At 72.9% G+C, this 25,945-nt stretch carries 25 protein-coding genes; 9 read left to right on the forward strand and 16 right to left on the reverse strand.

Annotation, left to right across the window (positions count from 1 at the left end; translation table 11 throughout):
* Positions 1-552: 552 nt before the first annotated feature.
* The 7 genes from AB0E85_RS29825 to hypE are packed head-to-tail and all read left to right on the forward strand — an operon-like array spanning position 553 to position 8,458.
* A complete protein-coding gene (locus tag AB0E85_RS29825; protein WP_361933493.1) occupies positions 553-2,298 on the forward strand; it encodes an enoyl-CoA hydratase-related protein in 1,746 nt (581 codons plus the stop codon).
* Positions 2,295-2,882: a hydrogenase maturation protease gene (locus AB0E85_RS29830; RefSeq protein WP_361933495.1), complete on the forward strand. Its 588-nt coding sequence runs from the start codon at positions 2,295-2,297 to the stop codon at positions 2,880-2,882. Before AB0E85_RS29825 ends, AB0E85_RS29830 begins: the two co-directional genes overlap by 4 nt.
* Before the next feature lie 39 nt (positions 2,883-2,921).
* Positions 2,922-3,659: a hydrogenase nickel incorporation protein HypB gene (hypB, locus tag AB0E85_RS29835; RefSeq protein WP_361933498.1), complete on the forward strand. Its 738-nt coding sequence runs from the start codon at positions 2,922-2,924 to the stop codon at positions 3,657-3,659.
* Entirely contained in the window at positions 3,656-5,968 is a 2,313-nt protein-coding gene (gene hypF, locus AB0E85_RS29840) for a carbamoyltransferase HypF (protein WP_361933501.1), read from the forward strand. Before hypB ends, hypF begins: the two co-directional genes overlap by 4 nt.
* A 3-nt stretch (positions 5,969-5,971) precedes the next feature.
* Positions 5,972-6,253 (forward strand): HypC/HybG/HupF family hydrogenase formation chaperone, encoded by a 282-nt coding sequence (locus AB0E85_RS29845; RefSeq protein ID WP_161366414.1) that lies wholly within the window; start codon positions 5,972-5,974, stop codon positions 6,251-6,253.
* Complete coding sequence (gene hypD, locus AB0E85_RS29850; protein ID WP_361933504.1) at positions 6,250-7,395, forward strand: hydrogenase formation protein HypD; 1,146 nt, start codon at positions 6,250-6,252, stop codon at positions 7,393-7,395. Before AB0E85_RS29845 ends, hypD begins: the two co-directional genes overlap by 4 nt.
* Positions 7,388-8,458, forward strand: coding sequence for a hydrogenase expression/formation protein HypE (gene hypE, locus AB0E85_RS29855; protein WP_361933507.1), 1,071 nt, complete (start codon positions 7,388-7,390; stop codon positions 8,456-8,458). Before hypD ends, hypE begins: the two co-directional genes overlap by 8 nt.
* Before the next feature lie 52 nt (positions 8,459-8,510).
* Here hypE and hypA read toward each other — a convergent pair whose 3' ends face one another.
* The 9 genes from hypA to AB0E85_RS29900 form a co-directional block, all read right to left on the reverse strand.
* Positions 8,511-8,861: a hydrogenase maturation nickel metallochaperone HypA gene (gene hypA, locus AB0E85_RS29860; RefSeq protein ID WP_107460244.1), complete on the reverse strand. Its 351-nt coding sequence runs from the start codon at positions 8,859-8,861 to the stop codon at positions 8,511-8,513.
* Between the two features lie 7 nt (positions 8,862-8,868).
* Entirely contained in the window at positions 8,869-9,018 is a 150-nt protein-coding gene (locus AB0E85_RS29865; RefSeq protein ID WP_202510379.1) for a hypothetical protein, read from the reverse strand.
* Between the two features lie 76 nt (positions 9,019-9,094).
* Entirely contained in the window at positions 9,095-9,301 is a 207-nt protein-coding gene (locus AB0E85_RS29870; RefSeq protein ID WP_361933511.1) for a hypothetical protein, read from the reverse strand.
* Between the two features lie 42 nt (positions 9,302-9,343).
* On the reverse strand, positions 9,344-9,940 hold the full coding sequence (locus AB0E85_RS29875; protein WP_361933514.1) for a DUF5947 family protein: 597 nt from the start codon (positions 9,938-9,940) through the stop codon (positions 9,344-9,346).
* Positions 9,937-10,488 (reverse strand): NifU family protein, encoded by a 552-nt coding sequence (locus AB0E85_RS29880; RefSeq protein WP_361933517.1) that lies wholly within the window; start codon positions 10,486-10,488, stop codon positions 9,937-9,939. The genes AB0E85_RS29875 and AB0E85_RS29880 overlap by 4 nt, the downstream gene beginning before the upstream one ends.
* Entirely contained in the window at positions 10,481-12,274 is a 1,794-nt protein-coding gene (locus AB0E85_RS29885) for a nickel-dependent hydrogenase large subunit (protein WP_361933520.1), read from the reverse strand. Before AB0E85_RS29885 ends, AB0E85_RS29880 begins: the two co-directional genes overlap by 8 nt.
* A gap of 49 nt (positions 12,275-12,323) precedes the next feature.
* On the reverse strand, positions 12,324-13,412 hold the full coding sequence (locus AB0E85_RS29890; RefSeq protein WP_361933523.1) for a hydrogenase expression protein HypE: 1,089 nt from the start codon (positions 13,410-13,412) through the stop codon (positions 12,324-12,326).
* Between the two features lies 1 nt (position 13,413).
* Positions 13,414-14,967, reverse strand: coding sequence for a hypothetical protein (locus AB0E85_RS29895; protein WP_361933526.1), 1,554 nt, complete (start codon positions 14,965-14,967; stop codon positions 13,414-13,416).
* A gap of 202 nt (positions 14,968-15,169) precedes the next feature.
* A complete protein-coding gene (locus AB0E85_RS29900; protein ID WP_361933529.1) occupies positions 15,170-15,628 on the reverse strand; it encodes a DUF6069 family protein in 459 nt (152 codons plus the stop codon).
* A gap of 168 nt (positions 15,629-15,796) precedes the next feature.
* Between AB0E85_RS29900 and AB0E85_RS29905 the strand changes: the two genes are divergently transcribed.
* Both AB0E85_RS29905 and sigJ read left to right on the forward strand, forming a co-directional pair.
* Positions 15,797-17,473, forward strand: coding sequence for an NAD-dependent malic enzyme (locus AB0E85_RS29905; protein ID WP_361933532.1), 1,677 nt, complete (start codon positions 15,797-15,799; stop codon positions 17,471-17,473).
* Between the two features lie 233 nt (positions 17,474-17,706).
* Positions 17,707-18,621 carry an RNA polymerase sigma factor SigJ gene (sigJ, locus tag AB0E85_RS29910; protein ID WP_361933534.1) on the forward strand — a complete coding sequence of 305 codons (915 nt, stop codon included), beginning with the start codon at positions 17,707-17,709 and terminating at the stop codon, positions 18,619-18,621.
* Positions 18,622-18,631: 10 nt separating this feature from the next.
* Here the strand turns inward: sigJ and AB0E85_RS29915 are convergent, their stop codons facing one another.
* From AB0E85_RS29915 to AB0E85_RS29945, 7 genes are all read right to left on the reverse strand, one after another.
* Entirely contained in the window at positions 18,632-19,369 is a 738-nt protein-coding gene (locus AB0E85_RS29915; protein ID WP_361933536.1) for an NAD(P)H-binding protein, read from the reverse strand.
* Between the two features lie 79 nt (positions 19,370-19,448).
* The gene (locus AB0E85_RS29920) at positions 19,449-20,060 is read right to left on the reverse strand and encodes a TetR/AcrR family transcriptional regulator (protein WP_361933539.1); all 612 of its coding nucleotides are present in this window, start codon (positions 20,058-20,060) and stop codon (positions 19,449-19,451) included.
* 47 nt (positions 20,061-20,107) lie between these two features.
* Positions 20,108-21,010 (reverse strand): 3-hydroxybutyryl-CoA dehydrogenase, encoded by a 903-nt coding sequence (locus tag AB0E85_RS29925; RefSeq protein ID WP_361933541.1) that lies wholly within the window; start codon positions 21,008-21,010, stop codon positions 20,108-20,110.
* A 35-nt stretch (positions 21,011-21,045) separates the two neighbouring features.
* On the reverse strand, positions 21,046-22,218 hold the full coding sequence (locus tag AB0E85_RS29930; protein ID WP_361933544.1) for an acyl-CoA dehydrogenase family protein: 1,173 nt from the start codon (positions 22,216-22,218) through the stop codon (positions 21,046-21,048).
* 25 nt (positions 22,219-22,243) lie between these two features.
* Complete coding sequence (locus AB0E85_RS29935) at positions 22,244-23,416, reverse strand: acyl-CoA dehydrogenase family protein (protein WP_361933546.1); 1,173 nt, start codon at positions 23,414-23,416, stop codon at positions 22,244-22,246.
* A gap of 21 nt (positions 23,417-23,437) precedes the next feature.
* Entirely contained in the window at positions 23,438-25,492 is a 2,055-nt protein-coding gene (locus AB0E85_RS29940) for an acetate--CoA ligase family protein (RefSeq protein ID WP_361933549.1), read from the reverse strand.
* Between the two features lies 1 nt (position 25,493).
* Complete coding sequence (locus tag AB0E85_RS29945; RefSeq protein ID WP_361933551.1) at positions 25,494-25,685, reverse strand: ferredoxin; 192 nt, start codon at positions 25,683-25,685, stop codon at positions 25,494-25,496.
* Between the last annotated feature and the right edge of the window lie 260 nt (positions 25,686-25,945).

Raw genomic sequence — 25,945 nt, forward strand, 5'->3', positions numbered from 1 at the left:
GGCCGCAGGCCGCAGGCCGCAGGCCGCAGGCCGCAGGCCGCAGGCCGCAGGCCGCAGGCCGCAGGCCGCAGGCCGCAGGCCGCAGGCCGGAACGCTGGAGCCGGGACGATGACACGGGACGCTCGCGGTCGGCAGGCCCGCGCCCTCCCCCGGCCTCTCCATCGGGCCAGGTGGCCCGGGCAGACCACCCGCGTACGAGGGCGAGCGCATCCGGCGGAGCCGTCCACTGGGTCCGTGGCGTGTCCCCGATGGCGGGAGGGGGCGGCAGCACCTTCGGACGACCCCCGGTTCCCGGGCCGTGGGGGCCGGCCACCATGGCCCGGGTGGCGGGCGCCAGGATGGCGCCCCCGCGCCGCGCCGGTGCCGGGCCGCGCCAGTGCCGGGCCGCACAGCCCGCGACGGGGCACCAGACGGGCGCAGCCCGCCACGCAGGGCCCTGATCCCCCGGCAGCACCCGTAGGGCCCCGCCCGTTCGGCCGGAAGCGGAAGAGGACCGCGAAACGCCGCCGTGGTCCTTCTCGGCCCTCCCCCTACGGGCGACCATGCCGTGTCATGGACATCTTGCTCGTCGCCAGCGCGTTCAACAGCCTGACCCAGCGTGTGTTCGCCGAACTGTCGGACGAGGGGCACCACGTGGACGTCGTGCTCGCCTCGCACGGCCCCGACGCGGTCCGGGCCGCCGTACGCGAGGGGTCCCCGGAGCTGATCGTCGCCCCGATGCTGAAGTCGGCCCTGCCGGAGGACGTGTGGCGGGAGCACACCTGCCTGATCGTGCATCCGGGTCCGCCCGGGGACCGGGGCCCGTCGTCGCTGGACTGGGCGATCGCCGAGGAGGCGTCCGAGTGGGGCGTGACGGTGCTCCAGGCCGAGGCGGCCATGGACGCGGGGGACGTGTGGGCGGACGGCACCTTCCCGGTGCCGCCGACGGGCAAGAGCGACCTGTACCGCAACGAGGTGGCGGACGCCGCCACGGCCGCCGTGCTGCTGGCCGTGCGGCGCTACGCCGAGGGGTCGTACAAGCCGCGCCCGCAGAGTGAACCGGGAGCCCACGTTCTGTGGCGGGACTACTTCCGCCAGGAACAGCGGCGGATCGACTGGGAGTACGACAGCACGGCGACGGTGCTGCGCAAGCTGCGCGGAGCCGACTCGCAGCCCGGCGTGCGGGACGAGCTCTGCGGCCGGGAGGTGTTCCTGCACGGCGGGCATCCCGAGGACCGGCTGCGCGGGGAGCCCGGGGAACTCCTCGCGACCCGGGCCGGCGCGCTCTGCCGGGCGACCCGGGACGGCGCGGTGTGGATCCCGGAGCTGCGGCCCCGCAAGAGCTCCGGTGACCCCGCACCGTTCCGCCGCCCGGCGGCCTCGGTGCTCGCCGGGTTCCCGGCCCCGCCCGGCAGCGGCCCGGGCATGCCGGGTGCGTACGACCGCCCGTACTGGCTGCCCGAGATCGCCGCCCCGCTCGAACTGCCCCCGGACCGCAGCACCTGGACGGACATCCGCTACCGGCAGCGCGGGCGCGTCGGCTTCCTGTCCTTCTCGTTCCCCGGCGGGGCCATGAGCACCACCCACTGCCGACGGCTGCTCGCCGCCTGGCGGTACGCCCTCACCCGCCCCACCTCGGTCCTGGTGCTCGGCGGCGCCCGCGACTTCTTCTCCAACGGCATCCACCTCAACGTCATCGAGGCGGCGGGCGACCCGGCGGGTGAGTCCTGGTCCAACCTGAACGCCATGAACGACCTGGTCGAGGCGGTGCTGCGCACCACCGACCGGCTGGTGGTGTCGGCCCTCGGCGGCAACGCGGCGGCGGGCGGCGTCATGCTCGCCCTGGCCGCCGACGAGGTGTGGTGCCGCACGAGCAGCGTCCTCAACCCGCACTACCGGAACATGGGCCTGTACGGGTCGGAGTTCTGGACGTACTCGCTGCCCCGCCGGGTGGGTGCCGAGACGGCCGAGCGGCTGACGACCGAGGCGTTGCCGGTGAGCGCCGCGACGGCCGAGCGCATCGGGCTGGTGGACCGTCTGCTGCCGGTAGGGGCCCAGGAGTTCGCACCCGAGGTCGAGCGCCTGGCCGCCGACCTGGCGGCCGACCCGGATCTTCCGCGCCGGATCACCGCCAAGGCCACGGCCCGTCACGCGGACGAGCTGACGCGGCCCCTCGCCGAGTACCGGCGGGCCGAACTGGCCCGGATGCGGGCCGTCTTCTTCGATCCCGATGCGCCCTACCACGCGCTGCGGTCCGCCTTCGTCCGCAAACTCCCGAACGGCTCCGCCCGGCCGCTGGCCACCGGGGACGAGCGATGAGCGCGCGGCTGCTCGTGGCGGGGGTCGGCAACATCTTCCTCGCCGACGACGCGTTCGGCCCCGAGGTGATCATCGCTCTGGACCGGAACCCGCTGCCCCCGGAGGTGCGGGTGCGGGACTTCGGCATCCGCGGCATGGACCTGGCGTACGAACTGCTCGACGGCTACGACACGGCCGTCCTGGTCGACGCGGCGGTGCGGGGGCACGTGCCGGGCACGCTGTCGCTGATCGAGCCGGACCTGCCCGACGGCTCCACGGCGGGCGCCCCGCCCGAGGCGCACGGCATGGACCCGGCGAAGGTCCTCGCCCTGGCCGCCCACCTGGGCGACGAGCCCCTCCCCCGCGTCCTGGTCCTGGCCTGTGAGCCCGAGCTGCGGGCACCCGCCGACGAGGACATCGCCCCGGGCATCAGCGCGACGGTGCGGGAGGCGGTCGGGCGGGCCGTCACGGCGCTGCACACCATGGTGCCGGTGCTGCTCGCCGACCCTCGGGCCACGCCTCCGTTGAGCCGCCCGGACGAATCCGCAGCCCTGTCGTCGGCCGGGCTGCCGGGCACGGTGAGCGGCGGCGCGGAGGATCGGTAGCGGAACGATTTCCCTACCGACCCGCGAGGAGCGGCACCCATGTGCGATTCCGTGGACGAGGTCACCCGGGCCGTCCTGGCGAAGAACGACGGTCTGGCCGCGGGCCTGCGTGACGTACTGGCCCGGCGAGGTGTGAGCGTCGTCAACCTGCTGTCCAGTCCGGGCAGCGGGAAGACGGAACTGCTCGGGCGGGTGCTGGCCAGGGCGGTGGAGCGGAGCCTTCCGGTGGCCGCCCTCACCGCCGACCTGGCGACGGAGAACGACGCCGGCCGGCTGGCCCGTTCGGGCGCCCCGGTGAAGCAGCTGCTGACGGACGGTCTGTGCCATCTGGAGGCACGGCAGCTGCGCGGCCACGTGGAGAGCTGGCTGCCCGGGGGCACGTCACTGCTGTTCGTGGAGAACGTCGGCAATCTCGTCTGCCCCGCGTCCTACGACCTGGGCGAAAGCCTGCGGGTCGTGCTCATGGCGGTGACGGAGGGCGAGGACAAGCCGCTGAAGTACCCCACGGCCTTCGGGTCCGCCCATCTGGTGGTGCTGACGAAGACCGATCTGGCCGGGCCGGCCGGATTCGACGAGGAGGCCTTCGAGGCGAACGTCCAGCGCGTCAACCCCGGGGTGGAGGTGCTCCGCTCCTGCGCCCGCACCGGCACCGGCGTCGACACCCTCCTGGAACGGGTGCTCGCCGTCCGGGACGGGGCCGCTGTGCACCGGCCGCCCCTGGCACCCCGCCCGCACACCCACACCCACGAGGGCGCCGAAGCCGGCCTCGTCCCGTGACAGCGCCCGTCACCCGGGCCGTGCGCCGCCGCGTCACCGTGCGCGGCACCGTGCAGGGCGTGGGCTTCCGTCCCTTCGTGCACCGCCTCGCCACCGAGCTGGCGCTCGCGGGCTTCGTGAGCAACACGGCGAGCGGTGTCCTCATCGAGGTGGAGGGCCCGCCGGACGGGGTCGGCCTCTTCTGCGACCGGCTGGCCGAGGAGGCTCCGCCGCTGGCCTCCGTCACCGCCGTCGGGGTCGAGGAGCTGCCCGCGACCGGCGCCGGCGGCTCGTTCACCATCCGCTCCACCGACCGCTCCCCCGGCAGCACCCTGCTCCCGCCGGACACGGCGACCTGCGCCGACTGCCTGCGCGAACTGGGCGATCCGGCCGACCGCCGGCACCGGCACCCGTTCGTCACCTGCACCCACTGCGGCCCCCGCTTCACCATCGCCACGGGCATGCCTTACGACCGGGTGGTCACGACCATGTCCGGCTTCCCGATGTGCCGCGCGTGCGCCCGGGAGTACGGCGATCCCCTGGACCGGCGCTTCCACGCCCAGCCGGTGGCCTGCCCCGGGTGCGGCCCCCGGCTGCGTCTGGTGCCGGCGGCCGGGAGCGGGGTGCGCCCGGCGCGGGACGCCCAGGCCCTGTCAGCGGCGCGGGCGCTGCTGGCTGCCGGGCGGATCGTCGCCGTGAAGGGCCTCGGCGGCTACCACCTGGCCTGCGACGCCACCGACGCCCGGGCCGTGGAGACCCTGCGCTCCCGCAAGGCGCGCGGCGGCAAGCCGTTCGCGGTGATGTGCGCGGATGTCGACGACGTACGCCGGATCGCCGAGGCCTCCGCGTCCGAACTGGCCGCCCTCACCAGCCCCCGGCGCCCCATCGTCCTGCTGCGCCGGCACCCGGAGGGGAACGGCCTCGCGCCGGGCGTCTGCCCCGGCAGCCCGCACCTCGGCGTGCTGCTGCCCTACACCCCCGTGCACACCCTGCTGTTCGGCCTGCCCGGTGACCCGCCCGGCCCGCGCGTGCTCGTCATGACGAGTGGCAACCGGTCGGGGGAGCCGATCGTCACGGACGACGACGAGGCGCTGACCCGGCTCGCCGGTCTCGCCGACGCCTGGCTCGCCCACGACCGGCCCATCGCCTCGCCCTGCGACGACTCCCTGCTGCGGGTGCGGCCCGACGGCACCGAGCAGGTGCTGCGCCGGTCCCGGGGGTTCGTGCCCCGCCCGCTGCGCCTTCCGGTCCCAGTGCGGCCCGCCCTCGCCGTGGGCGGCGACCTCAAGAACGCCCTGTGCCTCGGCGCGGGCGACCAGGCCTGGTTCGGGCCGCACATCGGGGACATGGGCGATCTGGCCACCCTGGAGGCGGCCCGGCGGGCGGACGCGCGACTGCGGGGCCTGACCGGTGTGAGCCCCGAACTGGTCGCGGCGGACCGGCACCCCGGGTACCACTCGACGCGGTGGGCCGCCCGGCTGGCCGGACGTGCGCCCGTGCTGGTGCAGCACCACCACGCGCACATCGCCTCCGCGATGGCCGAGCACGGCCTCGACGGAACGACCCCGGTGATCGGTGTCGCCTTCGACGGCACGGGCTACGGTGACGACGGCACGGTCTGGGGAGGGGAGGTCCTCCTCGCCGGTTACACCGGCTTCCGGCGCTACGCCCGCCTCTCCCCCGCCCCGCTGCCCGGCGGTGACGCGGGCGTCGCCAACCCGTGCCGGCTGGCCCTGGCCCGGCTGTGGGCGGCGGGGCTGCCGTGGGACGCGGACCTGCCGTGCGTGACCGCGTGCGCACCGGCCGAACGGACCGTTCTCCGACGTCAGTTGGCCGGCGGGCTGGCCTGTGTTCCGACCTCCAGCATGGGCCGCCTCTTCGACGCCGTGTCGTCGCTGGCCGGCGTGTGCCATCGCGCGGGGTACGAGGCGCAGGCCGCGCTGGAGCTGGAGGCGGCGGCCGCTTCGGCGTGGGGTGCCGATACGGCCGCGTACGCCTTCGCCGGCGGACTCGACCCGGCACCCGTGCTCGGCGCCCTGATCGACGATCTGCGGCGCGGCACCCCGCCCGCCGTGCTCGCGGCCCGTTTCCACCGCGGCGTGGCGCGGGCGGTGGCGGAGGTCTGCCGGCGTGCGCGCCAGGACACCGGCCTGGCCACCGTCGCCCTCAGCGGCGGGGTGTTCGCCAACGCGCTGCTGGAACAGGAGTGCGCGCGGCTGCTGGCCGAAGACGGCTTCGCGGTGCTCCGGCACGGCGAGGTCCCGCCCAACGACGGCGGGCTGGCCCTCGGCCAGCTGGTGGTCGCGGCACACCTACGACAGGAGGAGTGACCCATGTGTTTGGCAGTGCCCGGCAAGGTCGTGTCCATCGACGACAGCGCCGATCCGCTCACCGGGCTGATCGACTTCGGCGGCGTGCAGAAGCAAGCGTGCCTGGAATACGTGTCCGACGTGAAGGTGGGTGAGTACGTCATCGTGCACGTCGGTTTCGCGCTCCAGCGTCTGGACGAGGAGTCGGCCCTGGCCTCCCTGAAGCTGTTCGAGGAACTGGGGCTGCTGGAGGAGGAGTTCGGGGACGCCTGGGAGCAGGCGTCGAAGGAGGCGGGTACGGCGTGAAGTACATCGACGAGTTCAACGACCCCCAGCTGGCGCGGCGGCTGCTGGACGAGATCCATGCCACCGCCACCCGGCCCTGGGCCCTGATGGAGGTGTGCGGCGGGCAGACCCACTCGATCATCCGGCACGGCATCGACCAACTGCTGCCCGAACAGGTCGAGTTGATCCACGGGCCCGGCTGTCCGGTCTGTGTGACGCCGCTGGAGGTCATCGACAAGGCGCTGGAGATCGCCGCGCGGCCCGGGGTGATCTTCTGCTCGTTCGGCGACATGCTCCGGGTGCCGGGCACCGACCGCGACCTGTTCCGGGTCAAGGGCGAGGGCGGTGACGTCCGGGTGGTGTATTCGCCGCTCGACGCCCTGGAGCTGGCCCGGAGCAACCCGGACCGGGAGGTGGTGTTCTTCGCGATCGGCTTCGAGACCACCGCCCCGGCCAACGCGATGGCGGTGCACCAGGCGCGCCGGCTGGGCCTGTCCAACTTCAGTCTGCTGGTGTCGCACGTGCGGGTTCCCCCGGCCGTCGAGGCGATCATGACGGCGCCCGAGTGCCGGGTGCAGGGCTTCCTGGCCGCCGGGCACGTGTGCAGCGTGATGGGGATGGCCGAGTACCCCGAGCTGGCCGAGCGGTTCCGGGTGCCGATGGTGGTGACGGGCTTCGAGCCGCTGGACATCCTGGAGGGCATCCGCCGGGCGGTCCGCCAGCTGGAGCGCGGTGAGCACCGGGTGGAGAACGCCTACCCGCGCGCCGTGCGCGAGGAGGGCAACCCGGCCGCGGTGCGCATGATCGAGGAGGTCTTCGAGGTCACCGACCGGTCGTGGCGCGGTATCGGCCGGATCCCGGCCAGCGGCTGGCGGCTGACCGACGCCTTCCGCGCGTACGACGCGGAGCACCGCTTCGACGTGAGCGGGATCCGTACCGAGGAGCCCGCCGAGTGCCGGGCCGGCGAGGTGTTGCAGGGCCTGATCAAGCCGACCGAGTGCGGCGCGTTCGGCACCACCTGCACCCCGCGTACTCCGCTCGGCGCCACCATGGTCTCCAGCGAGGGCGCCTGCGCGGCCTACTACCTGTACCGCCGGATGAACGCCGGGGCGCCGCAGGCCGGCGGTTCCGCGCAGCAGGAGGAGGTGGCCCCCGTTGCCTGAGCGAGCAGCCGATGTGGTCGACCCGGCCAACTGGACCTGCCCCGCACCGTTGCGCGACCAGGGGGTCGTCGTCATGGGGCACGGCGGCGGGGGCGCGCTGTCGGCGGAGCTGATGGAGCAGATCTTCACCCCTGCCTACGGCAACGCCGTCCTGGCGGGGCTCGCCGACTCCGCCGTCCTCGAACTGGGCGGCGCGCGGCTGGCCTTCTCCACCGACTCCTACGTGGTCCGCCCGCTGTTCTTCCCGGGCGGCTGCCTGGGCGACCTCGCGGTCAACGGCACCGTCAACGACCTCGCGATGAGCGGCGCAGCGCCCGCGTACCTCTCGGCGGCCTTCGTCCTGGAGGAGGGTGTGCAGCTGACGGTCGTCGAGCGGATCGCGCGCTCGATGGGCGCGGCCGCCGAGGCCGCCGGGGTCACGATCGCCACGGGTGACACCAAGGTGGTGGAGTCCGGGCACGGCGACGGCGTGTACGTCACCACCGCCGGTGTGGGGCTCGTGCCCGCCGGGGTGGACATCCGGCCGCAGCGGGCACGGCCCGGCGACGCGGTGATCGTCAGCGGTCCGATCGGGCTGCACGGCGTGGCGATCATGAGCGTCCGGGAGGGGCTGGAGTTCGGGGTGGAGGTCGCCAGCGACACCGCGCCGCTGGCGGGCCTGGTGGCGGCGATGCTGGCCGTCACCCCGGACGTGCATGTGCTGCGCGACCCCACCCGGGGCGGCCTGGGCGCGTCCCTCAACGAGATCGCCCGGGCCTCCGGGACCGGTGTCCGGCTTCAGGAGCGGGCGATTCCGGTGCCGGACGCGGTGGCGAACGCCTGCGGGTTCCTCGGGCTCGATCCGCTCTACGTGGCCAACGAGGGGCGGCTGGTCGCCTTCGTACCGGCGTCGGAGGCGGAGGAAGTGCTGGCGGCGATGCGGGCCCATCCACAGGGTGCCGGGGCGACGCTGATCGGCGAGTGCGTCGCCGAACACCCGGGGATGGTGGTGGTGGCCACCGGGCTCGGCGGGACCCGGGTGGTGGACCTGCCGCTCGGGGAGCAGTTGCCGCGCATCTGCTGACCCCGGAAGGGACGAAGGGCCCCGCCGGTGGATCGGCGGGGCCCTTCCCTGTCTATGCCGGTACCGGCTCGATCCCGGCGATCTCCAGTTCCCGGCCGCTGCGCAAGTCGCTGGAGGGCTGGTCGCAGCGCGGGCACCAGAAGAACGGGGGCATGCCCACCGGGAACTCCTCGGCGCACGGGCCGCACCAGGCCTGCGCGGGGATCTGCTCGACGACGAGCCGGGCCCCCGCCAGGGCGGTGCCGTCACGAGCCACCTCGAAGGCGAAGTCGAGGGCGTCGGGGACGACGCCCGCCAGTTCGCCGACCCGGACGGTCACCTTTGAGACGGCGTCCGTCCCGTCCGCCCGGGCCAGTTCGTCGGCCCGCTCGATGATCGCGGTCGCGATCGACAGTTCGTGCACGGCCGGCTCACGGGTAGCGGTGGCCGGCGCGGAACCCGCCGGCCATCCGCCAGAGCCGCACCTCGCGCCTCAGGCTGGGCCACTCCCAGGCGAGCAGGGCCAGGGCCATGCCGCCCACCAGGGCGGCCTCGGCCTTCAGCACCCGCTGTCCGCTCATTGTGCCCCGCCTGCGCGCGACGGGTCTGCGTACTCGTTTCATCGCAGTGGCTCCCTGCTCGTTCTCATCACGGTGTTCATCCCGGCGAGATGTTCGGCATGCTCTCCGCGAGCGCGTCATGCCGTTTCCAGTGGATCCCCGTGGAGCGGCGCGCGTCGGCGGTGCCGTCCTCGTGGTGTCCCTTCTGCCGCTCGCGCGGGCCCTTGTTGCCCTGGTGCATGCCGGCGACGTGCCGGGGCGTGTCGGGCTTGGCCTGGGGCCGGCCCACTCTGATGCTGCCCATGGGATGTTCTCCTTCCTCGCCTCCGACCTGCGGAGTGCGTGGCTATGGCCGCTCGGTGAGGTCCTCGAAGAACTGCTCGACGGCCGGCCAGATCCGGCCGCCGCCGGACAGGCCGCGCCACTCCCGGCGTACGACGGCGACCATCCGGTAGCAGTCGTCGATCGGCACGATCCAGTGCTCGTCGAGGCCGTGGACGGTGTTCACCAGGAGGGCCTCCACCTCGGGTTCCACGGTTGCGAGCTGCGGACACGTACCGGCCAGCTCCTGCCAGGCCGCCGTGTCCACCTCCCACCGCATGGCTCCCGCGGGGCTCGGACCCTCGGCTGTGACGGTGCCGTCCGTCCGGGGCACGAAGAAGACCAGTCCGACGGGTACGCCCAGCACGGCCGTGTCGACCTTCGGCAGCCGCACCCGGCGCCGGGGAACGAGCCGGTACTGGCCGTCCCCCGCCGCCGCGTCGGCGAACAGCACCGAGCAGGGGCCGCAGACGCAGCGCACCTCCTCCTGTCCGGTGTCGTACAGGTGGGCGTGCTCGTCGGCGACCGGGGCGGCGCACAGGTCGCACACCTCCGTCCGGGCCGCCGCGGTGCGGTCGGCCGAGGAGCGGATGAGGCGGGCCAGTGCCCCGTCGGTGGTCACGGCGCGCCCCGGTACGTGAGGGTGGTCAGCGGGACGAAGGCGGGGGACGACTCGGTCAGGGGCTCCACCGCCGTCAGCTCGGGGGCAGCCGCGAGCACCGCGGCGCGGACCGCGTCGGTGACCTCGTCACCTCCGCCGCCGCAGCCGGACCCGCATCCGCCGCCGCCCGAGGTCAGACGGACCCGGGCGACCTGCCCTTCCACTCCGGCCCACTCCACGTCGCCGCCGCGTTCCCGCACGGCGGGCCGCAGCCGTTCGACCGCGCGCGCCGCCCGGCGTTCGGCGGGCTCGGGGTGGATGTCGTGCAGCACCAGCAGGTGCCCGAGCAGCTCGTCCTCGGCGAGGCGCTCGGCCACCCGCTCGTCCGCGTGGTCCATGACGCGCGCCAGGGCCTCGCCGTAGACCTCGGTGAGCAGGGCCACCGCCTCGGTCGCGGAGCGGGTCGAGGGGCCGGGCGCGGATTCGAGGCCTTCGAGCAGCTCGTCGAGCCGGCCGAGGCGGGCCTCGACGTCCTGGTCCGCCAGCCGTGCGCCGGCGTCCTCAGCCATGGTTCGCCCCGTACGTCGGCGAGTGCAGGGTGGTCAGCGTCTTGCCCTTGCCGACGTACATGTGCACACCGCACGGCAGACACGGGTCGAAGCTGCGGACCGTGCGCATGATGTCGACGCCCTTGAAGTCGTCCGGCCCGTTCTCCTCGAAGATGGGCTGGCCCTGGACGGCGTCCTCGTACGGGCCGGGCGTGCCGTACATGTCGCGGGGGCTGGCGTTCCACGGAGTGGGCGGGTACGGGTGGTAGTTCGCGATCTTCTTGTCCTTGATCACCAGGTGGTGGGAGAGGACGCCGCGCACCGCCTCGTGGAAGCCGCAGCCGATCGCCTCGTCGGGCACCTCGTAGTTCTCGAACACCTTGGTCTCGCCCGCGCGGACCATCCCCATGGCCTCTTCGAGGAACTGGAGGGCCATGGCGGCCGCGTAGGCGACGAAGTACGGCCGGGCGCGGTCGCGTTCGATGGTGTTGCTCCACTGCGGGATGCGCCACTCCAGGGTGGTCTCCGGCAGCGACTCGCCCTTGGGCAGGGAGATGCGCACGCTGTGGCCGGTGGCCTTGACGTACGGGGTGTCGACCAGGCCGCTCAGGGCGGTCGACCACAGGCGGGCGAGGGGGCCGCCGCCGGTGTCGAGGGCGAGGTGGTCGCCGGTGCGCTGGTCGAACCAGCGGGGGCTCATCACCCAGCTGTACTTGTCGTCGAAGTCGCGCTTCTGGGGCACCGGGACGGTGGTCTGGTTCCACGGGTGGCGCATGTCGACGGGGTTGCCGAGCGGGTCGTGGGTGACGAACGGCTGCTCGTTGACCCAGTCCTCGTAGTAGGAGCTGCCGAGCATGATGCGCAGGCCCAGGTTGATGTCGACGAGGTTGTTGGTGACCAGTTCGCCGTCGACGATGATGCCCGGGGTGACGTACATCGCCTTGCCCCAGGTGTTCATGGTCTCGTAGCGGTAGTCGACGACCTTGGGGTCCTGGAAGGCGCCCCAGCAGCCCAGCAGGGTGCGGCGGCGGCCGACCTCCTCGTAGCCGGGCAGCGCCTCGTAGAAGAAGTCGAAGACGTCGTCGTTCATGGCGACGGCCTTCTTCACGAAGTCGATGACCCGCATGAGGCGGCTGAGGTAGTCGGTGAAGACGGTCGGCTGCGGCATCGTGCCGACACCGCCCGGGTACAGCGTGGAGGGGTGGACGTGCCGGCCCTCCATCAGGCAGAACATCTCGCGGGTGACCCGGCTGACCTTCAGGGCCTCCTTGTAGACCTCGCCCTCGAAGGGGTTGAAGGCCTTCATGATGTCGGCGATCGTCCGGTAGCCGTGGATCTCGCCGCGGGGCGCGTCGGTGCGCTCGGCGCGGGCCAGGACACCGGGGTTGGTGGCCTTGACCATGGCCTCGCAGAAGTCCACGAAGACCAGGTTGTCCTGGAAGATCGTGTGGTCGAACATGTACTCGGCGGCCTCGCCGAGGTTGACGATGTGCTCGGCCAGCGGGGGCGGCTTGACGCCGTAGGCCATCTGCTGGGCGTAGTCGGAGCAGGTGGTGTGGTTGTCGCCGCAGATGCCGCAGATCCGGGACGTGATGAAGCCCGCGTCGCGCGGGTCCTTGCCCTTCATGAACACCGAGTAGCCGCGGAAGAGCGACGAGGTGCTGTGGCATTCGACGACTTCCCGGTTGGCGAAGTCGATCTTCGTGTAGATGCCCAGGTTCCCGATGATCCGGGTGATCGGGTCCCAGGACATGTCCACGAGCTGTGGCGGCTTGCGGTCCGTGGGCCGGGCCTCGGTGGTGGTCATCTGCGGTACTGCCCCTCACTGTCGGTGGTGGGATGGGTCGTGGGGTTCATCAGGCACGCCAGTGCGGGTCGTAACCGCTGGTCAGCTTGCGCTTGTTGTGGCGCCACTTGGGCTCGTGGTTGACGAGCTCGTTGGTCATGCCGCGCAGCCTGCGGATGACGGCTCCGTAGGGCTTGATGGCCAGGGACGACAGGGTGCCGCCGGGGGGCTCGTCCATGAACGGCATGAACGCGTCGGGGAAGCCGGGCATCGTGCAGCCGATGCAGATGCCGCCGACGTTGGGGCAGCCGCCGATGCCGCCCATCCAGCCGCGCTTGGGCACGTTGCAGTTGACGACCGGACCCCAGCAGCCCGTCTTGACCAGGCACTTGGGCGAGTTGTAGTCCGTGGCGAAGCTGGCCTGCTCGTAGTACGAGCCGCGGTCGCAGCCCTCGTGGACGGTCCTCCCGAACAGCCACTGCGGGCGGAGCATGTGGTCCAGCGGCGGCGGGGGCGCGGAGCCGGCCGCGTGGTAGAGGACCCAGATCAGGGTCTCCATGAAGTTCTCGGGCTGGATCGGGCAGCCGGGCACGTTGACGACGGGCAGGCCGGCCTGGGAGGTGTAGTCCCAGCCCAGGTAGTCGGCCAGGCCCATGCAGCCCGTCGGGTTGCCGGACATGGCGTGGATGCCGCCGAAGGTGGCGCAGGTGCCGGCGGCGACCACCGCCCAGGCCTTCGGGGCCAGTTGGTCGATCCACCAGTTGAGGGTCTGCGGCTCGCCGGTCTCCGGGTCGTTGCCGAAGGACGTCCAGTAGCCGTCGCCCTCGATGATGTTCTGGTTGGGGATCGATCCCTCGATGACGAGGATGAACGGGCCCAGTTCGCCGCGTACGGCCGCCCGGTAGGGCGCGAGGAAGTCCTCGCCGCCCAGGCTGGGCGAGAGCACCTTGTTGACCAGGTTCACCTTCGGCAGTCCGGGGATCAGCCCGAGCACGAGGTCCTCGATGGAGGGCTGGTCGGCGGCGGTGAGCGAGACGGTGTCGCCGTCGCAGCTCATGCCCTCGGAGATCCAGAGAATGTGGATCTCGTCTATGCCCTGCCGGTCCTCGGACCGTTCGGGTTCCTTGCTGACTTCTTCGGTGCTGCTGTGGGTGGTCATGTCACTCGGCCTCCGCTGCGGGGGTCTCGGAGTCGGTCGTGTGCCGCGCCGGAGCTGCGGCGGGAGCCGGTGCCGACGGCTCGTCCGGGGATCCGGCGGGCCCGAGGGGTTCGAGCTCGTCGGGCCGGAAGTAGTGGAAGCGGCCGTACCAGTTGTTGAGTTCGGCGGCCGGGTCGTCGTCGAGGGTGACGGCGAGGTGCACGCTGCCGTCCACGTCGTGGAAGACGGCGGCGACCTCGGCGGTGCGCCCGGCCAGGAACATGTCCTGGGCGTCGGCGCCGCGTCCCCGGGGGCGCAGCCGGACACGGCTGCCGCCACCGAGGGGGATGCCGTCGACGAGCACGGTGTCGCTGGTCGGGGAGAGTCCGTCGTCGGCACCCTCCTGCCACCAGGCGGGACGTTCAGCGGGCTCTGCGGGCGTGACGGGTGGCGGCAGGTGGCCGGGGGGCGCCGTGGGGGCGGCCGGTGTCAGGGATCGGACGGCTCCGTGCAGCCGTTCGAAGACCTCCTGCGGCATGGTGTCGACCCGGTCGAGGATCGCGGCGGCCCGCGGGTCGGTGGCCCGCGCCTCGCGCTTCTCCTCGTCGGTCAGCAGCATCGTGCGCAGGGTGAGGATCTCGTCGATCTCCGCGGCGTCGTGCAGGTCACCCGGGCTTTCGGGGGCGACCTGGGGGTGGTCGGGCAGGATGATCGGCGCGGACAGCAGGACGGGTCCGGTGTCGCCGGCCTCGCCGCCCAGCACGGGGAAGGTGAACTCGTTGCGGCACGCGCGCACGGGTGTTTCCAGGCCCGCCGGCGGGTCGATCAGCGAGACGAACTCCGCCCCGTCGCCGCCGAGGAGGGTGTGGGTGGCGATGAGGGCCCGGCGCAGCGCCTCGTCGCGCGTGGTGCGCGGTGGCGGGGCGGACGCGGTGTTGGTGGTCCGTACGCGGATCCGGCAGAGGTCGTCGGTGAGCCGTTCGGCGGTGACGGTGGTCTCGGCCCGGATCTCCTCGCGGGTGCGCACCACCCGCCCGGCGCCCTGCGGCAGCGTCTCGACGTCCTCACCTGCCGCGGCGCCCACCGCGATGGTGTGTCCGCCCCGCAGGAGTTCGTCGAGCGGAACCTCCACCTCGTGCTCGCGCGGCAGGGCCTCGTCGAAGGTCAGGTGTACCGTGCCGTCGTCGGTGCGCAGCGACTCGACGGGGCGCCCGTCCGCTTCCTGCACCTGTTTGCGCTGCATCTGCAGATAGCGCACTCGCACCCGTACGCGGGCGCTGCCGGGCTGCCGCACCCGCAGCAGACACTCGGTGCGCTGGTACCAGGAGTCGGCGGAGCCGGAGACACCGGGCGGGACGGGGCCGTCCGCCTCCACCCAGGCCCGGGGGAACAGCACGCCGAACTGCCAGCGGACGCGGTTCTTGGCGGACGAGCGGCGGTAGGGGTAGAGGAGGTAGCCCTCGTAGAGGACGGCATCGGCGACGGCGCCGAGCTGCTCGAAGACGCCCGGGGACGGGCCCGCGCCGCCCCTCGTGGCAGCGCTCCTCGTGCCGCCCTCGGCCAGTGCCTCCGCCATCGCGCCTCCTCGTCATCGTTCGCACGCGCATTCCTTCCACCACGGTCACACCGGTCACTCACGGCCGCCTCCTCCGGCGCAGCGGGGTTGGGCCGTTCGGGGTGGTGGGCCTGGGGTGGCGCGGGACAGGAGCACGGCGACGGGCCCGTCGGCGCCGAGGCGCGAGGGGCCCGTGTCGGTGGTGGGGAGGGGTGGGGCGTGTTCAGCGCCGCACGTGGGCGAGCCTGCGTGCCAGCAGCGGGACGATGACGGCGGCGGCCACGACATGGGCTGCGGCGAGGACGATCCGGGTGGACGTGGCGGTGTGCGGGGCGGCGGCCGGGCCGGCGAGGGACAGTGCGGTGAGCGCGACGGTGGTCACGGTGAAGGTGCGGGCGGGCCGCCCGGCCCAGCGGGCGAGCGCCACGGCGAGGACGACTCCGGCGACCGACCAGAACACCACCCCGCCGAAGAAGCCGCCGACCGGGATCTCCGCGGCCTCCTCAGCGCCCGGGCCGGCCGCCTCCATCGGGACGCCGGCGGCCCGCGCGACGAGCGCGAACGCTTCCGTCGCGACGGCCCCGGCGAGGGTGGCCAGGATGGCGACCAGCCACACGGGGCGGGTGGACAGCAGGCCGGACTCGGTCAGCGGCACCTGGGTCTGAGGCATCGTCACACTCATGTCGCTGTCTCCTGACGGGCGTTGGGAGCGGTGAGCCGTACGGAGAGACAGACCGGACCGCGGTACGGAACTCATCGGTGCCCGGGGGACGTTTCCAGGGGGCTGGTGTTCATCCGGATGGCACATGTCACCCGCTCGAACCGGCGCGTCGCGGGAAGGCGTTACCCCATGGACCAGCCCACACATCACCCCCGCCCCACCACCAGCCCCGCCGTGACGACCCTGGCCGACCCCCTGGTCAACAGGGGCACCGCCTTCAGCCGACGCGAACGCGAGGAGCTGGGGATCGACGGGCTGCTGCCGCCGGCCGTGGAGAGCCTGGACGAGCAGGTCGCCCGCGCCTACGAGGCCTTCCACGGCTACGACAAGCCCCTCAACCGGCACATCTACCTGCGGCAGCTCCAGGACACCAACGAGGTGCTCTTCTACCGCCTGGTCACCGAGTACCTGGAGGAGCTGCTGCCCGTCGTCTACACGCCGACGGTCGGTGAGGCATGCCAGAAGTTCAGCGAGATCTACCGGCGGCCGCGTGGTCTGTTCCTGACCTGGGAGGACCGGCACCGCTTCCGGGACATCCTGCGCAACCGCCCGCACCGCGACCACGACGTGGACGTCATCGTCGTCACCGACGGACAGCGCATCCTCGGCCTGGGCGACCAGGGCGTCGGCGGTATGGGCATCCCCATCGGCAAGCTCAGCCTCTACACGGCCATCGGCGGCATCCACCCCGCCCGCACCCTGCCGATCCTGCTGGACGTCGGCACCGACAACGAGACCCTGCTCGACAACCCCCGCTACCTGGGCCGCCGCGCACGGCGGCTGACCGGCGCGGAGTACGACGAGATGATCGAGGCGTTCGTCTCCGCGGTCGAAGCGGAGCTGCCCGGGACACTGTTGCAGTGGGAGGACTTCGCCACCGCGCACGCCCACCCGATCCTCGCCCGCTACCGCGACCGGCTGCTCACGTTCAACGACGACATCCAGGGCACCGCCGCCGTCACGCTCGGCGCCCTGTCCACCGCGGCGAACGTGGCCGGCACCCCGCTGCCCGAACAGCGCGTGGTGATCCTGGGCGCGGGCTCGGCCGCCATCGGCGTCGCCGACATGATCCGTACGGCCATGATCGACGAAGGCCTGCCGGAGGACGAGGCCACGGCCCGGTTCTGGATCCTCGACGTCGACGGCCTGCTGGTGTCCTCCCGCTCCGAACTGACCCCGCAGCAGCGGGCGTTCGCACGGGACGAGAGCGAGGTGGCCGACTGGGACGGCACCGGCCTGGCCGAAGTTGTGCGCCGCGTGGAGCCGACGGCGCTCATCGGGCTGTCGACGGCGCACGGCGCGTTCACCGAGGAGATCGTGCGGCAGATGGCCTCGACCTGCGAACGGCCCGTGGTCTTCCCGCTCTCCAACCCCACCTCGCACTCCGAGGCCGAGCCGGCCGACCTCACCCGCTGGACCGAGGGGCGGGCGCTGATCGCCACCGGCTCGCCTTTCCCGCCTCTGACGGTCGATGGGCGCGAGGTGCCGGTGGCGCAGTCGAACAACGTGTACGTCTTCCCGGCCATGGGCCTCGCGGTGACCGCGAGCGGGGCCACGCGGGTCACGGACCGCATGCTGGTGGCCGCCGCCCGGGCCGTCGCGCGGTGCGCGGTCCGGGCGGCCGACGGCGACGACGTGCCCGTACCGCTGCTGCCGCCGCTGGCCGGGATGCGGGAGTCCGCCCGCGAGATCGCCCTGGCCGCGGCCCTCGCCGCCGTCGAGGACGGGGTGGCCCCGCAGGCCACGGAAGAGGAACTGCGCGACGCGGTCGCCCGGGCCCAGTGGGAGCCGCGTTACGCGGACTAGTGCCCCGGCAGGCAACGTTTGCCCTCAAGGAGCGGCGTCCGGTGCGTGCTCTCGGCGTGCCGGCCGGAAGCTCTCGTACTGGACGTACTTGGGCTTTCGGCCGGTGCGGCGAGGGCGCGTGCCGGGCGTCGCGACGGGGCGAACGTTGCCTGTTGGGGCACCAGCAGGCGTGCGCCGGTGCTCCACGACGTACTGTCGGAAGTCACGACATCGATCCGGGAGGCACCGGCACCATGGACCAGCAGCTGCCTCTGCCCGACGACGCGCTGAACGCGGCGGCGGACGCGTTCGAGCGGCTGCGTCCGCGGCTGTTCGGCATCGCCTACCGCGTGCTGGGCAGCGTGTCGGAGGCCGAGGACGTGGTGCAGGACGTGTGGGTGCGCTGGCAGGGCGCCGACCGGAGCACGGTGCTGGACGAGGGTGCGTTCCTCGCGAAGATCACCACTCGGCTGGCGATCAACGTGGCTCAGTCGGCGCGGGTCCGTCGCGAGGCCTATGTGGGACCCTGGCTGCCGGAACCCGTGGACACCAGCGTCGACCCGCAGGTCGGCGCGGAGCGCGGCGAGGCGCTGGAGCTGGCCGTCCTGCTGGTCCTGGAGCGGCTGAATCCGGTGGAGCGGGCGGCGTACGTACTGCGCGAGGCGTTCGACTACGGGTACGACGAGATCGCGGGCATGCTGGAGCTGAGCCAGGCCAACACGCGGCAGGTCGTCAGCCGGGCGCGCAAACGGCTGTCCGCCGAGCGCCGCGAACCGGTGGACACGGCTCAGCACCGTCGGCTGCTCGACGCCTTCGTAGCGGCCGCGCGGGAGGGCGACGTCGCCGCACTGGAGAGCGTGCTGTCCGCCGACGTCGTCGCCTACGCCGACGGCAACGGCATGCGGGGCGTGGCCCGGCTGGAACTCGTCGGGCCCGCGCGCGTGGCCAGGGTCACCGCCTTCGCCCACAAGTTCTTCCCCGGCGCCGAGTACGGCGTGGTCGAGGCCAACGGACAGCCGAGCCTGCTGCTCGTCGAGGACGGGGCGGCCGTCGCGCTGGTGAGCGCCACCGTGGGCCCCGACGGCATCGACGGGCTCTACTGGGTCCTGGCTCCGGAGAAGCTGAGGGCGTACGAGCGGTCGGCCCGCAGGGTCGCCGACCGCCCGTAGCCGAAGGGGGTCAGTTCCGCTTCAGCCACTCCTCGTACCGGGTGGCCGCGAGGTGCGCGCTGCCGTCGCCGGTGAGCACGTCGGGCATGCCCGCGAACAGGCCGGCGGTCTCGTCGGTGACGACGGTGCGGCCGTCCGGCTTGATGGCGAGGGTGATCTCACCGAGCCGGTCGAGGCCGTGCACCTCCGGGCCCGCGATGGCGCGGATGCCGTTCGACGGCTCGCCCTGCGCCGCCTCGGCGACGGCCGCGGCGACGTCGGCCGAGGCGATCGGACGCAGGGGCGTGGACGGCAGCCGCACCTCGGTGCCCTCGGTGGACATGTTCATCACGGGGGCGACGAACTCGAAGAACTGGGTGGCGCGCACGATGCTGTAGGGCACCCCGCTGTCGCGCACGGCGTTCTCCTGGGCGACCTTGGCCTCGTAGTACCCGTAACCGGGAACCTCGTCGACGCCCACGATCGAGAGCGCCACGTGGTGGCAGACGCCTGCCTCCTTCTCGGCCGCGAACAGGTTCCGGGCCGAGCTGGTGAAGAAGTCCAGGGCCGGTTCGGTGTCGAAGGACGGCGAGTTCGACACGTCCACGACCACGTCCGCGCCCTTGAGGGCGGCTGCCAGTCCTTCGCCGGTGAGGGTGTCGACGCCCGTGGAGGGAGCGGCCGGCACGGCCTCGTGACCGCCCTCGCGCAGGAGGGCGCACACCTGGGAGCCGATGAGGCCCGTACCGCCGACGACCACGATCTTCATCACTGTCTCCGTTCGATGGGTTGCTGACTCACCAGAGAGACAGGGCGGGGTCCGGATCTGTGACAGCCGGACCGGGAACTCACTCCGTCGGCACAGCCGCGGGAAGGCCGAGGGCGGTCGACACATGGCGCCAGATGGCGGTGAGCGCCGCGTCGAGGGTGACCGTCGGGTCGCGCAGCATCAGGCGGATGCCGTAGCCGTCGCTCAGGGACAGCACGAGCGTGCTCAGGTCGTCCACGTCGGTCGGCGTGAATTCGCCGGAGGCGATGCCACGGCGGACCGCGTCCCCCACCCAGGCATGCAGTTGCGCGTAGAGGTCGACGGCGAAGGCGCGGGTGGTCTCGTCGCGCAGGGCCCGCACCCACAGTTCCTGCCAGAGCCGCCAGTCCTGGTGGAGCTGGGGGTCGGTCGGCAGCAGGTTGCGCACGATGCGGGCGAGGATGACCGCCGCCGGGGCGGTCTCCGCGTCGCGCTCGACGTCGACGGCGGTGTTGGCGAAGGAGTGGGTCATCGCCTCGGTGAACAGCTTCTCGCGGGTGTCGAAGTGGTAGTGCAGCAGCGCCGTCGACACCCCGGCCCGCTCGGCGACCATCCGCATGCGGATCTTCTCGAAGCCGATGTCGGCGATGACCTCGCACGCCGCGGTCAGGATGCGCTCGCGCGTGTCTGCCGTGCGCACCTTGGTGCTCACCCTGCGGCTCCCCTCGTTCGACGGTCGTACGCGAGGACCATCTTCCCTCACGACCGGTCCGCCGGTAGCGGTGCCCTGTTCCGCAGTTCCTCGTCGTACGTGTGGAAGCCCCGCCCGGACTTCCGGCCGAGCAGCCCGGCCTCCACCATCCGGGACAGCAGTGGGGGCGGCGAGTACTGCGGTTCGCGGAACTCGGCGTACAGCGACTCGGCGATGGCCCGGGTGGTGTCCAGGCCGATCAGGTCCGTGAGGGCCAGCGGGCCGAGCGGGTGGGCGCAGCCGAGGACCATGCCCCGGTCGACGTCCTCGACGGTCGCGCTGCCCGACTCCACCATGCGGACGGCGGCCAGGAGGTAGGGCACGAGCAGCGCGTTGACGACGAACCCGGCCTTGTCCCGGGTGCGGATCACCTCCTTGCCGAGGGCGCCGGTGACGAACTCCTCGGCCCGCTGCGCCGTGGCGGGAGAGGTGAGCAGCGACGGCACGAGCTCGACGAGCCGCAGCACCGGCACGGGGTTGAAGAAGTGCACCCCGACGACCCGGTCGGGCCGGGTCGTCGCGGCGGCGAGCCTGATGACCGGGATGGAGGAGGTGTTGGTCGCCAGGATGGTGCGGTCGCCGGTGATCACGGAGTCGAGGCGGGTGAAGACGTCGACCTTGAGTCCCTCGTCCTCGGCCACCGCCTCGATGACCAGGTCGTGGTCGTGCAGGGCCTCGATCTCGTCGACGACGGTGATCAGGGACTGCGCCGTCTGCCGCCGTTCGTCGCCCAGCCTGCCGTGTGCGGCGGCCCGGTCGAGCGAGCGGCCGATGCGGAGGCGGCCGGCCCGGGCCGCCTCCGCGTCGCGCTCCACGACCGTGACCGGTACGCCGGCCCGTGCGCAGACCTCGGCGATCCCGGCGCCCATCAGCCCGCAGCCGACGACCCCCACGCGCTTGATGTCGGTCATCCGATTCCCTTTCTGGCGGTCTGCGGCGGTGCGGATCAGGCGGTGGGGAGGTCCAGGACGCCCGTGCCGCGCTTGACGAGTTCGTTGGCGATGATCAGCCGCTGGATCTCGGAGGTGCCCTCCCAGATCCGGTCCACGCGCAGTTCGCGGTAGAGCCGCTCGACGGCGTAGGCGCGGTCGTAGCCGCGGCCGCCGTGGATCTGGAGGCACCGGTCGATGACCCGGCCCGAGGCCTCGCTCGCGGCGAGCTTGGCGATGGACGCCTTGGCGTGCAGGGTCTTGCGGTCCTCGGCGGTGGCCTGGTCGACCTCCCAGGCGACCTGGTGGGTGTAGGCCCGGTTGACGGCGATGTCCACGGCGCAGTCGGCGAGCATGCCCTGGATCAGCTGGTACGAGGAGATCGGCGCCCCGAACTGCTCCCGTTCCACGGCCCAGTCCCGGGACAGTTCCAGTGCGCGCTCCGCGGCGCCGGTGGTGCGGGCGGCGATCATCAGGCGCTCCTCGGTGAACCAGGAACGGGTGATGTCGTAGCCCTCGCCGATGCCGCCGAGGACGGCGTCGTCGCCGACCTGCACGTCGGTGAAGGTGAACTCGGGGTGCTCGTAGACGAAGGTGTGCATGAAGCGCGGGACCCGGGTCATCTCGATGCCGGGGGTGTCCTTGTCGACGAGGAACAGGGTCGGGGCGCGCTCCGGGCCCGCCGCCGCGAGGACGATCATGAAGTCGGCGTGGTCGCCGACGGTCACGAACCACTTCTCGCCGTCGAGGACCCATCCCCGGTCGTTCTTCGTGGCCGTGGTGGAGAGGTTCTGCGGGTCGGAGCCGGCGTTGCGCTCGGTGACGGCGTAGCAGTCGCGCCGCTCGCCGTTGATCACCGGGATCAGGAACCGCTCGCGCTGCTCGGGGGTGCAGAAGCGGAGCGCGTTGGCGGGCCGCCACACCATGTCCCACAGGGCGCCGGTGAGCCGTCCCAGCTCCTCCTGGACGGTGACCTGCTCGGCGATGGTGAGTCCGGCGCCGCCCCACTCGGCCGGCATGTTGACGGCCTGGAGCCCGGCGTCGAGGACCGCGTCGCGGATCTTGGCGTGCGCGTCGGCGGGCAGGCCGTTGTTCTCCTCGCACTGGTTCTCGTACGTGGCGATGAAATCGGTGAGGGCGCGCGCGTCGGCCTTGAGCTGAACCTGGCGCGGGGTGAGGCGGAAGTCCATGGCAGTCCTCGCTGGTGAAGGGGTGTCAGTGCGTGGGCAGGGCAAGGGCGCGGGTGCCGCGCTTGATGAGCTCGTTGGCGATGATCAGCCGCTGGATCTCGGAGGTGCCCTCCCAGATCCGGTCCACGCGCAGTTCGCGGTACATGCGCTCGACGGGGTAGGTGCGGTCGTAGCCGCGGCCGCCGAAGATCTGCAGGCACCGGTCGGCGACCCGCCCGGCGGCCTCGCTGGCGGCGAGTTTGGCGGTGGAGGCCTTGGCGTGCAGGGTCTTGCGGTCGGTGCCCGGCTGGTCGGCCTCCCAGGCGACCTGGTGGGTGTAGGCGCGGTTGACGGCGATGTCCACGGCGCAGTCGGCGAGCATGCCCTGGATCAGCTGGTAGGAGGCGATGGGCGCCCCGAACTGCTCGCGCTCCACGGCCCAGTCGCGGGCGAGCTGGAGGGCGCGCTCGGCGGCGCCGACGGTACGGGCGGCGATCATCAGGCGCTCGTCGGTGAACCACTCCTTGGTCAGGTCGTAGCCGTTGCCGACCCCGCCGAGCACGTCCTCGTCGGCGACGAAGACGTCGGTGAAGGTGAACTCGGGGTGCCCGTTGACGGCGGAGTGCATGAAGTGCGGGACGCGGGTCATCTCGACTCCGGGCGCGGCCTTGTCCACGAAGAACAGAGTGGGCTGCCGCTCGGGTCCGGCATCGGCCTGCACCAGCAGGAAGTCGGCGATGTCACCGCAGGTGACGAACCACTTCTCCCCGTTGAGCAGCCAGCCGCCGTCGGTGCGGTCGGCCGCGGAGGTGCCGGCGGACGGGTCGGAGCCCGCGCCGGGCTCGGTGACGGCGAACGCGTCGAACTTCTCGGCGCGGATCACCGGCAGCAGGTACTTCTCGCGCTGCCGTTCGTCGCCGTAGGCCAGCACGTTGGCGGGCCGCCAGGGGATGTCCCACAGGCAGTTGGTGACCTTGCCGAACTCCTCCTCCACGATGACCTGGTCGAGCAGGCCGAGTCCGGCGCCGCCCCACTCTGCGGGCATGTTGATGGCGTAGACGCCGGCGTCCATGGCGGCCCGGGTCAGTTCGGTGACGAGTTCCTGCGGCAGGGGCCCGCCGGCCTGCTCGGACTGGTCCTCGTACCGCATGAGCAGCCGTGCGTAGTCGGCGGCGCGGCGCTTCAGGTCGGCCTGCTCGGGGGTGTAGCGCATGTCCATCGGGGGACCTCTTCCAGTGAGTCAGGCGAGTACGGCGCGGGAGTCGAGGGCGAGCACCCCGTCGGGGCGCACGAGGAGGGGGTTGACCTCGAGTTCAGCGATCTCGGGGTGGGCGGCGGCGAAGGCGGTGATCGTCTCGACGGCCTTCGCGGCAGCGTCGACGTCGACCGGCGGTCTGCCCCGCACCCCGTCGAGGAGCGTGGCGGTCCGCAGTCCGCGCAGCAGGGTCACGGCCCGGTCCGCCGGGACGGGCGCGAGGGTGAAGGCGACGTCGCGCAGGGCCTCGGCGAGAACGCCGCCCAGGCCGACCATGGCGACCGGGCCGAAGCGCGGGTCCCGGTTGACGCCGACGATCAGTTCGATGCCGTCGGTCAGGTCGGCCATGGCCTCCACGGAGTAGGAGGGGGCGCCGAGCCGGGTGTGCATCTCCCGGAAGGCAGCCAGCAGTTCGGCCGGTCCGGCCAGGCCCAGCGCCACTCCGCCCGCATCGGACTTGTGCAGCAGATGGAGTGCCTTGAGCACGTACGGGCCGTCGAACTCGGCGGCTGCTGCCAGCAGTTCGGCCTCGTCACGGATCTCGCGGGCGGCCGGGAAGACGAGTCCGGCTTCTTCCAGGGCTCTGCGGGTTTCCAGGTAGCCGGACTCGGTCAGCGGGGGCGCGGGGCGGGGCAGGGGTGTCACGCCGGTGCCCGGTGCACCGGGTGCTGTGGCGGCGAGGGCGCGGGCGGCGTCCTCGGTGGCGGCGAAGACCGGTATGCCGGCGGCGGCCAGGGTGCGGCAGCTGGGCGAGCGGGGGTACATCGACTGCACCACGAGGGGCTTCGCGGTGGCGCTGTGCCGCTCGGCGATGAGGCGCGCGGCCTCCTGCTCGCCGGTCGCGAGCACCGCACCGCCACCGCCGAGCCCGCCCCCGGCGGCCGCGTAGCCGCCGAAGTAGCCGGTCATCAGGACGGCGTCGGCCTCCTCGGCGGCCAGCAGCTCGGCGATCGTCTCGGCGTACGAGCCGGGGTCCTGCTCGCCCATCCCGGCGAGGTCCACCGGGTTGGCGACGGCGGACTGCTCCCACAGGGCCTCCCGCAGTCGCTGCCGCGTCGGTTCGTGCAGTTCGGGCACGGTCAGCCCGGCCGCCTCGACGGCGTCGGCGGCGACGACGCCGTGCCCCCCGCCGTCCGTGAGGACGGCGACCCGGCGTCCGGCGGCACGGCGGCCGCCGATCGACGCGGCCACGGTGACGGTCAGTTCGCGGGGCGTGGCGACCAGCTGCACACCGGCGTCCCGGCAGGCCGCGGTCACCACGTCGGCCGAGGTGGTCAGCGCGCCGGTGTGCGACTGCGCGCTGCGCGCGGAGGCGTCCCCGCGCCCGGCGGTGAGCAGCACCACGGGCTTCCCGGCGTCGGCGGCGGCCTCGGCGAAGGCCCGCCCGTCGCCGAAGTCCTCGGCGTAGACGGCGATCGCCCGGGTGCCCTCGTGCCGGGCGCAGTCGGCGAGGAGGTCGACGAGGGTGACGTCGGCCTGGTTGCCGAGCGAGACGAACCGGGAGAAGCCGAGGTGGTGCGGGCGGAAGCGGAGCTGGAGTTCGAGGGCGAGGTTGCCGCTCTGGCTGAGGAGCGCGACGCCGCCGGGGGTGAAGGTGTCGGAGGCGAGGAAGAGGTCGGTGGTGTTGTCGGCGATCCCCAGGCAGTTGGGTCCGACCATGACGGCACCTGCGGCGCGGACGCGTTCGGCGACGGCCTGCTGCCGGAGCCGGCCCGCGTCGCCCGTCTCGGCGAAACCGGCGGTGATCGCGACGATCGCCCGGGCCCCGCAGCGCAGGGCCTCGTCGACGGCGTCCTCGAACCCGGCGGCGGGTACGGAGACCACCGCGAGGTCGACGGGCTCGCCGAGGGCGCTCAGGCTCGGGGCGGCAGTGCGGCCGAGCACGGTGCCCCCGCGGCGGTTGACCAGGTGGACGGGGCGCCGGCCGTCGGCACGGAGGGCCTGGGCGGCGATGGCGTGGCCGTACTTGGCCGGGTCGTCGCTGGCTCCGACGACGGCGACGGAGACGGGGTCGAAGAGGGCCGTCAGGTCTCGTCCCATGTCACTTCACCAGCCGCAGCGCGGAGTTGGGGCAGGCGGCGACGGCGGCTTCGGCGGCGTCCTCGTCGCCGTCCGGCACGTCGGAGGGGCGGACCTGCGCGTATCCCCACTCGTCGAGGTCGATCAGCTCGGGCGCGGGTTCCTGGCAGAGGCCGTAGCCCTGGCAGCGGGTGGAGTCCAGCAGGAGTTTCATGGCGGGTCCTTCCGGCGGCGTGGCGGAACGGGGGCGGGGAGAGGGTGGATGGGACTCAGGGCACCGGCGCGGTGAACCGGCGGATGTGGCTCACGGCACCGGGACGGGGAAGCGGCCGACGCGACACACGGCACCGGGACGGTGAAACGGCCGACGCGGCTCACCGCACCGGGACGGTGAAACGGCCGACGCGGCTCACCGCACCGGGACGGTGAAACGGCCGACGCGGCTCACCGCACCGGGACGGTGAAACGGCCGAC

It is taken from the genome of Streptomyces sp. NPDC029044 (assembly GCF_040637495.1).
Classification (GTDB): Bacteria; Actinomycetota; Actinomycetes; order Streptomycetales; family Streptomycetaceae; genus Streptomyces.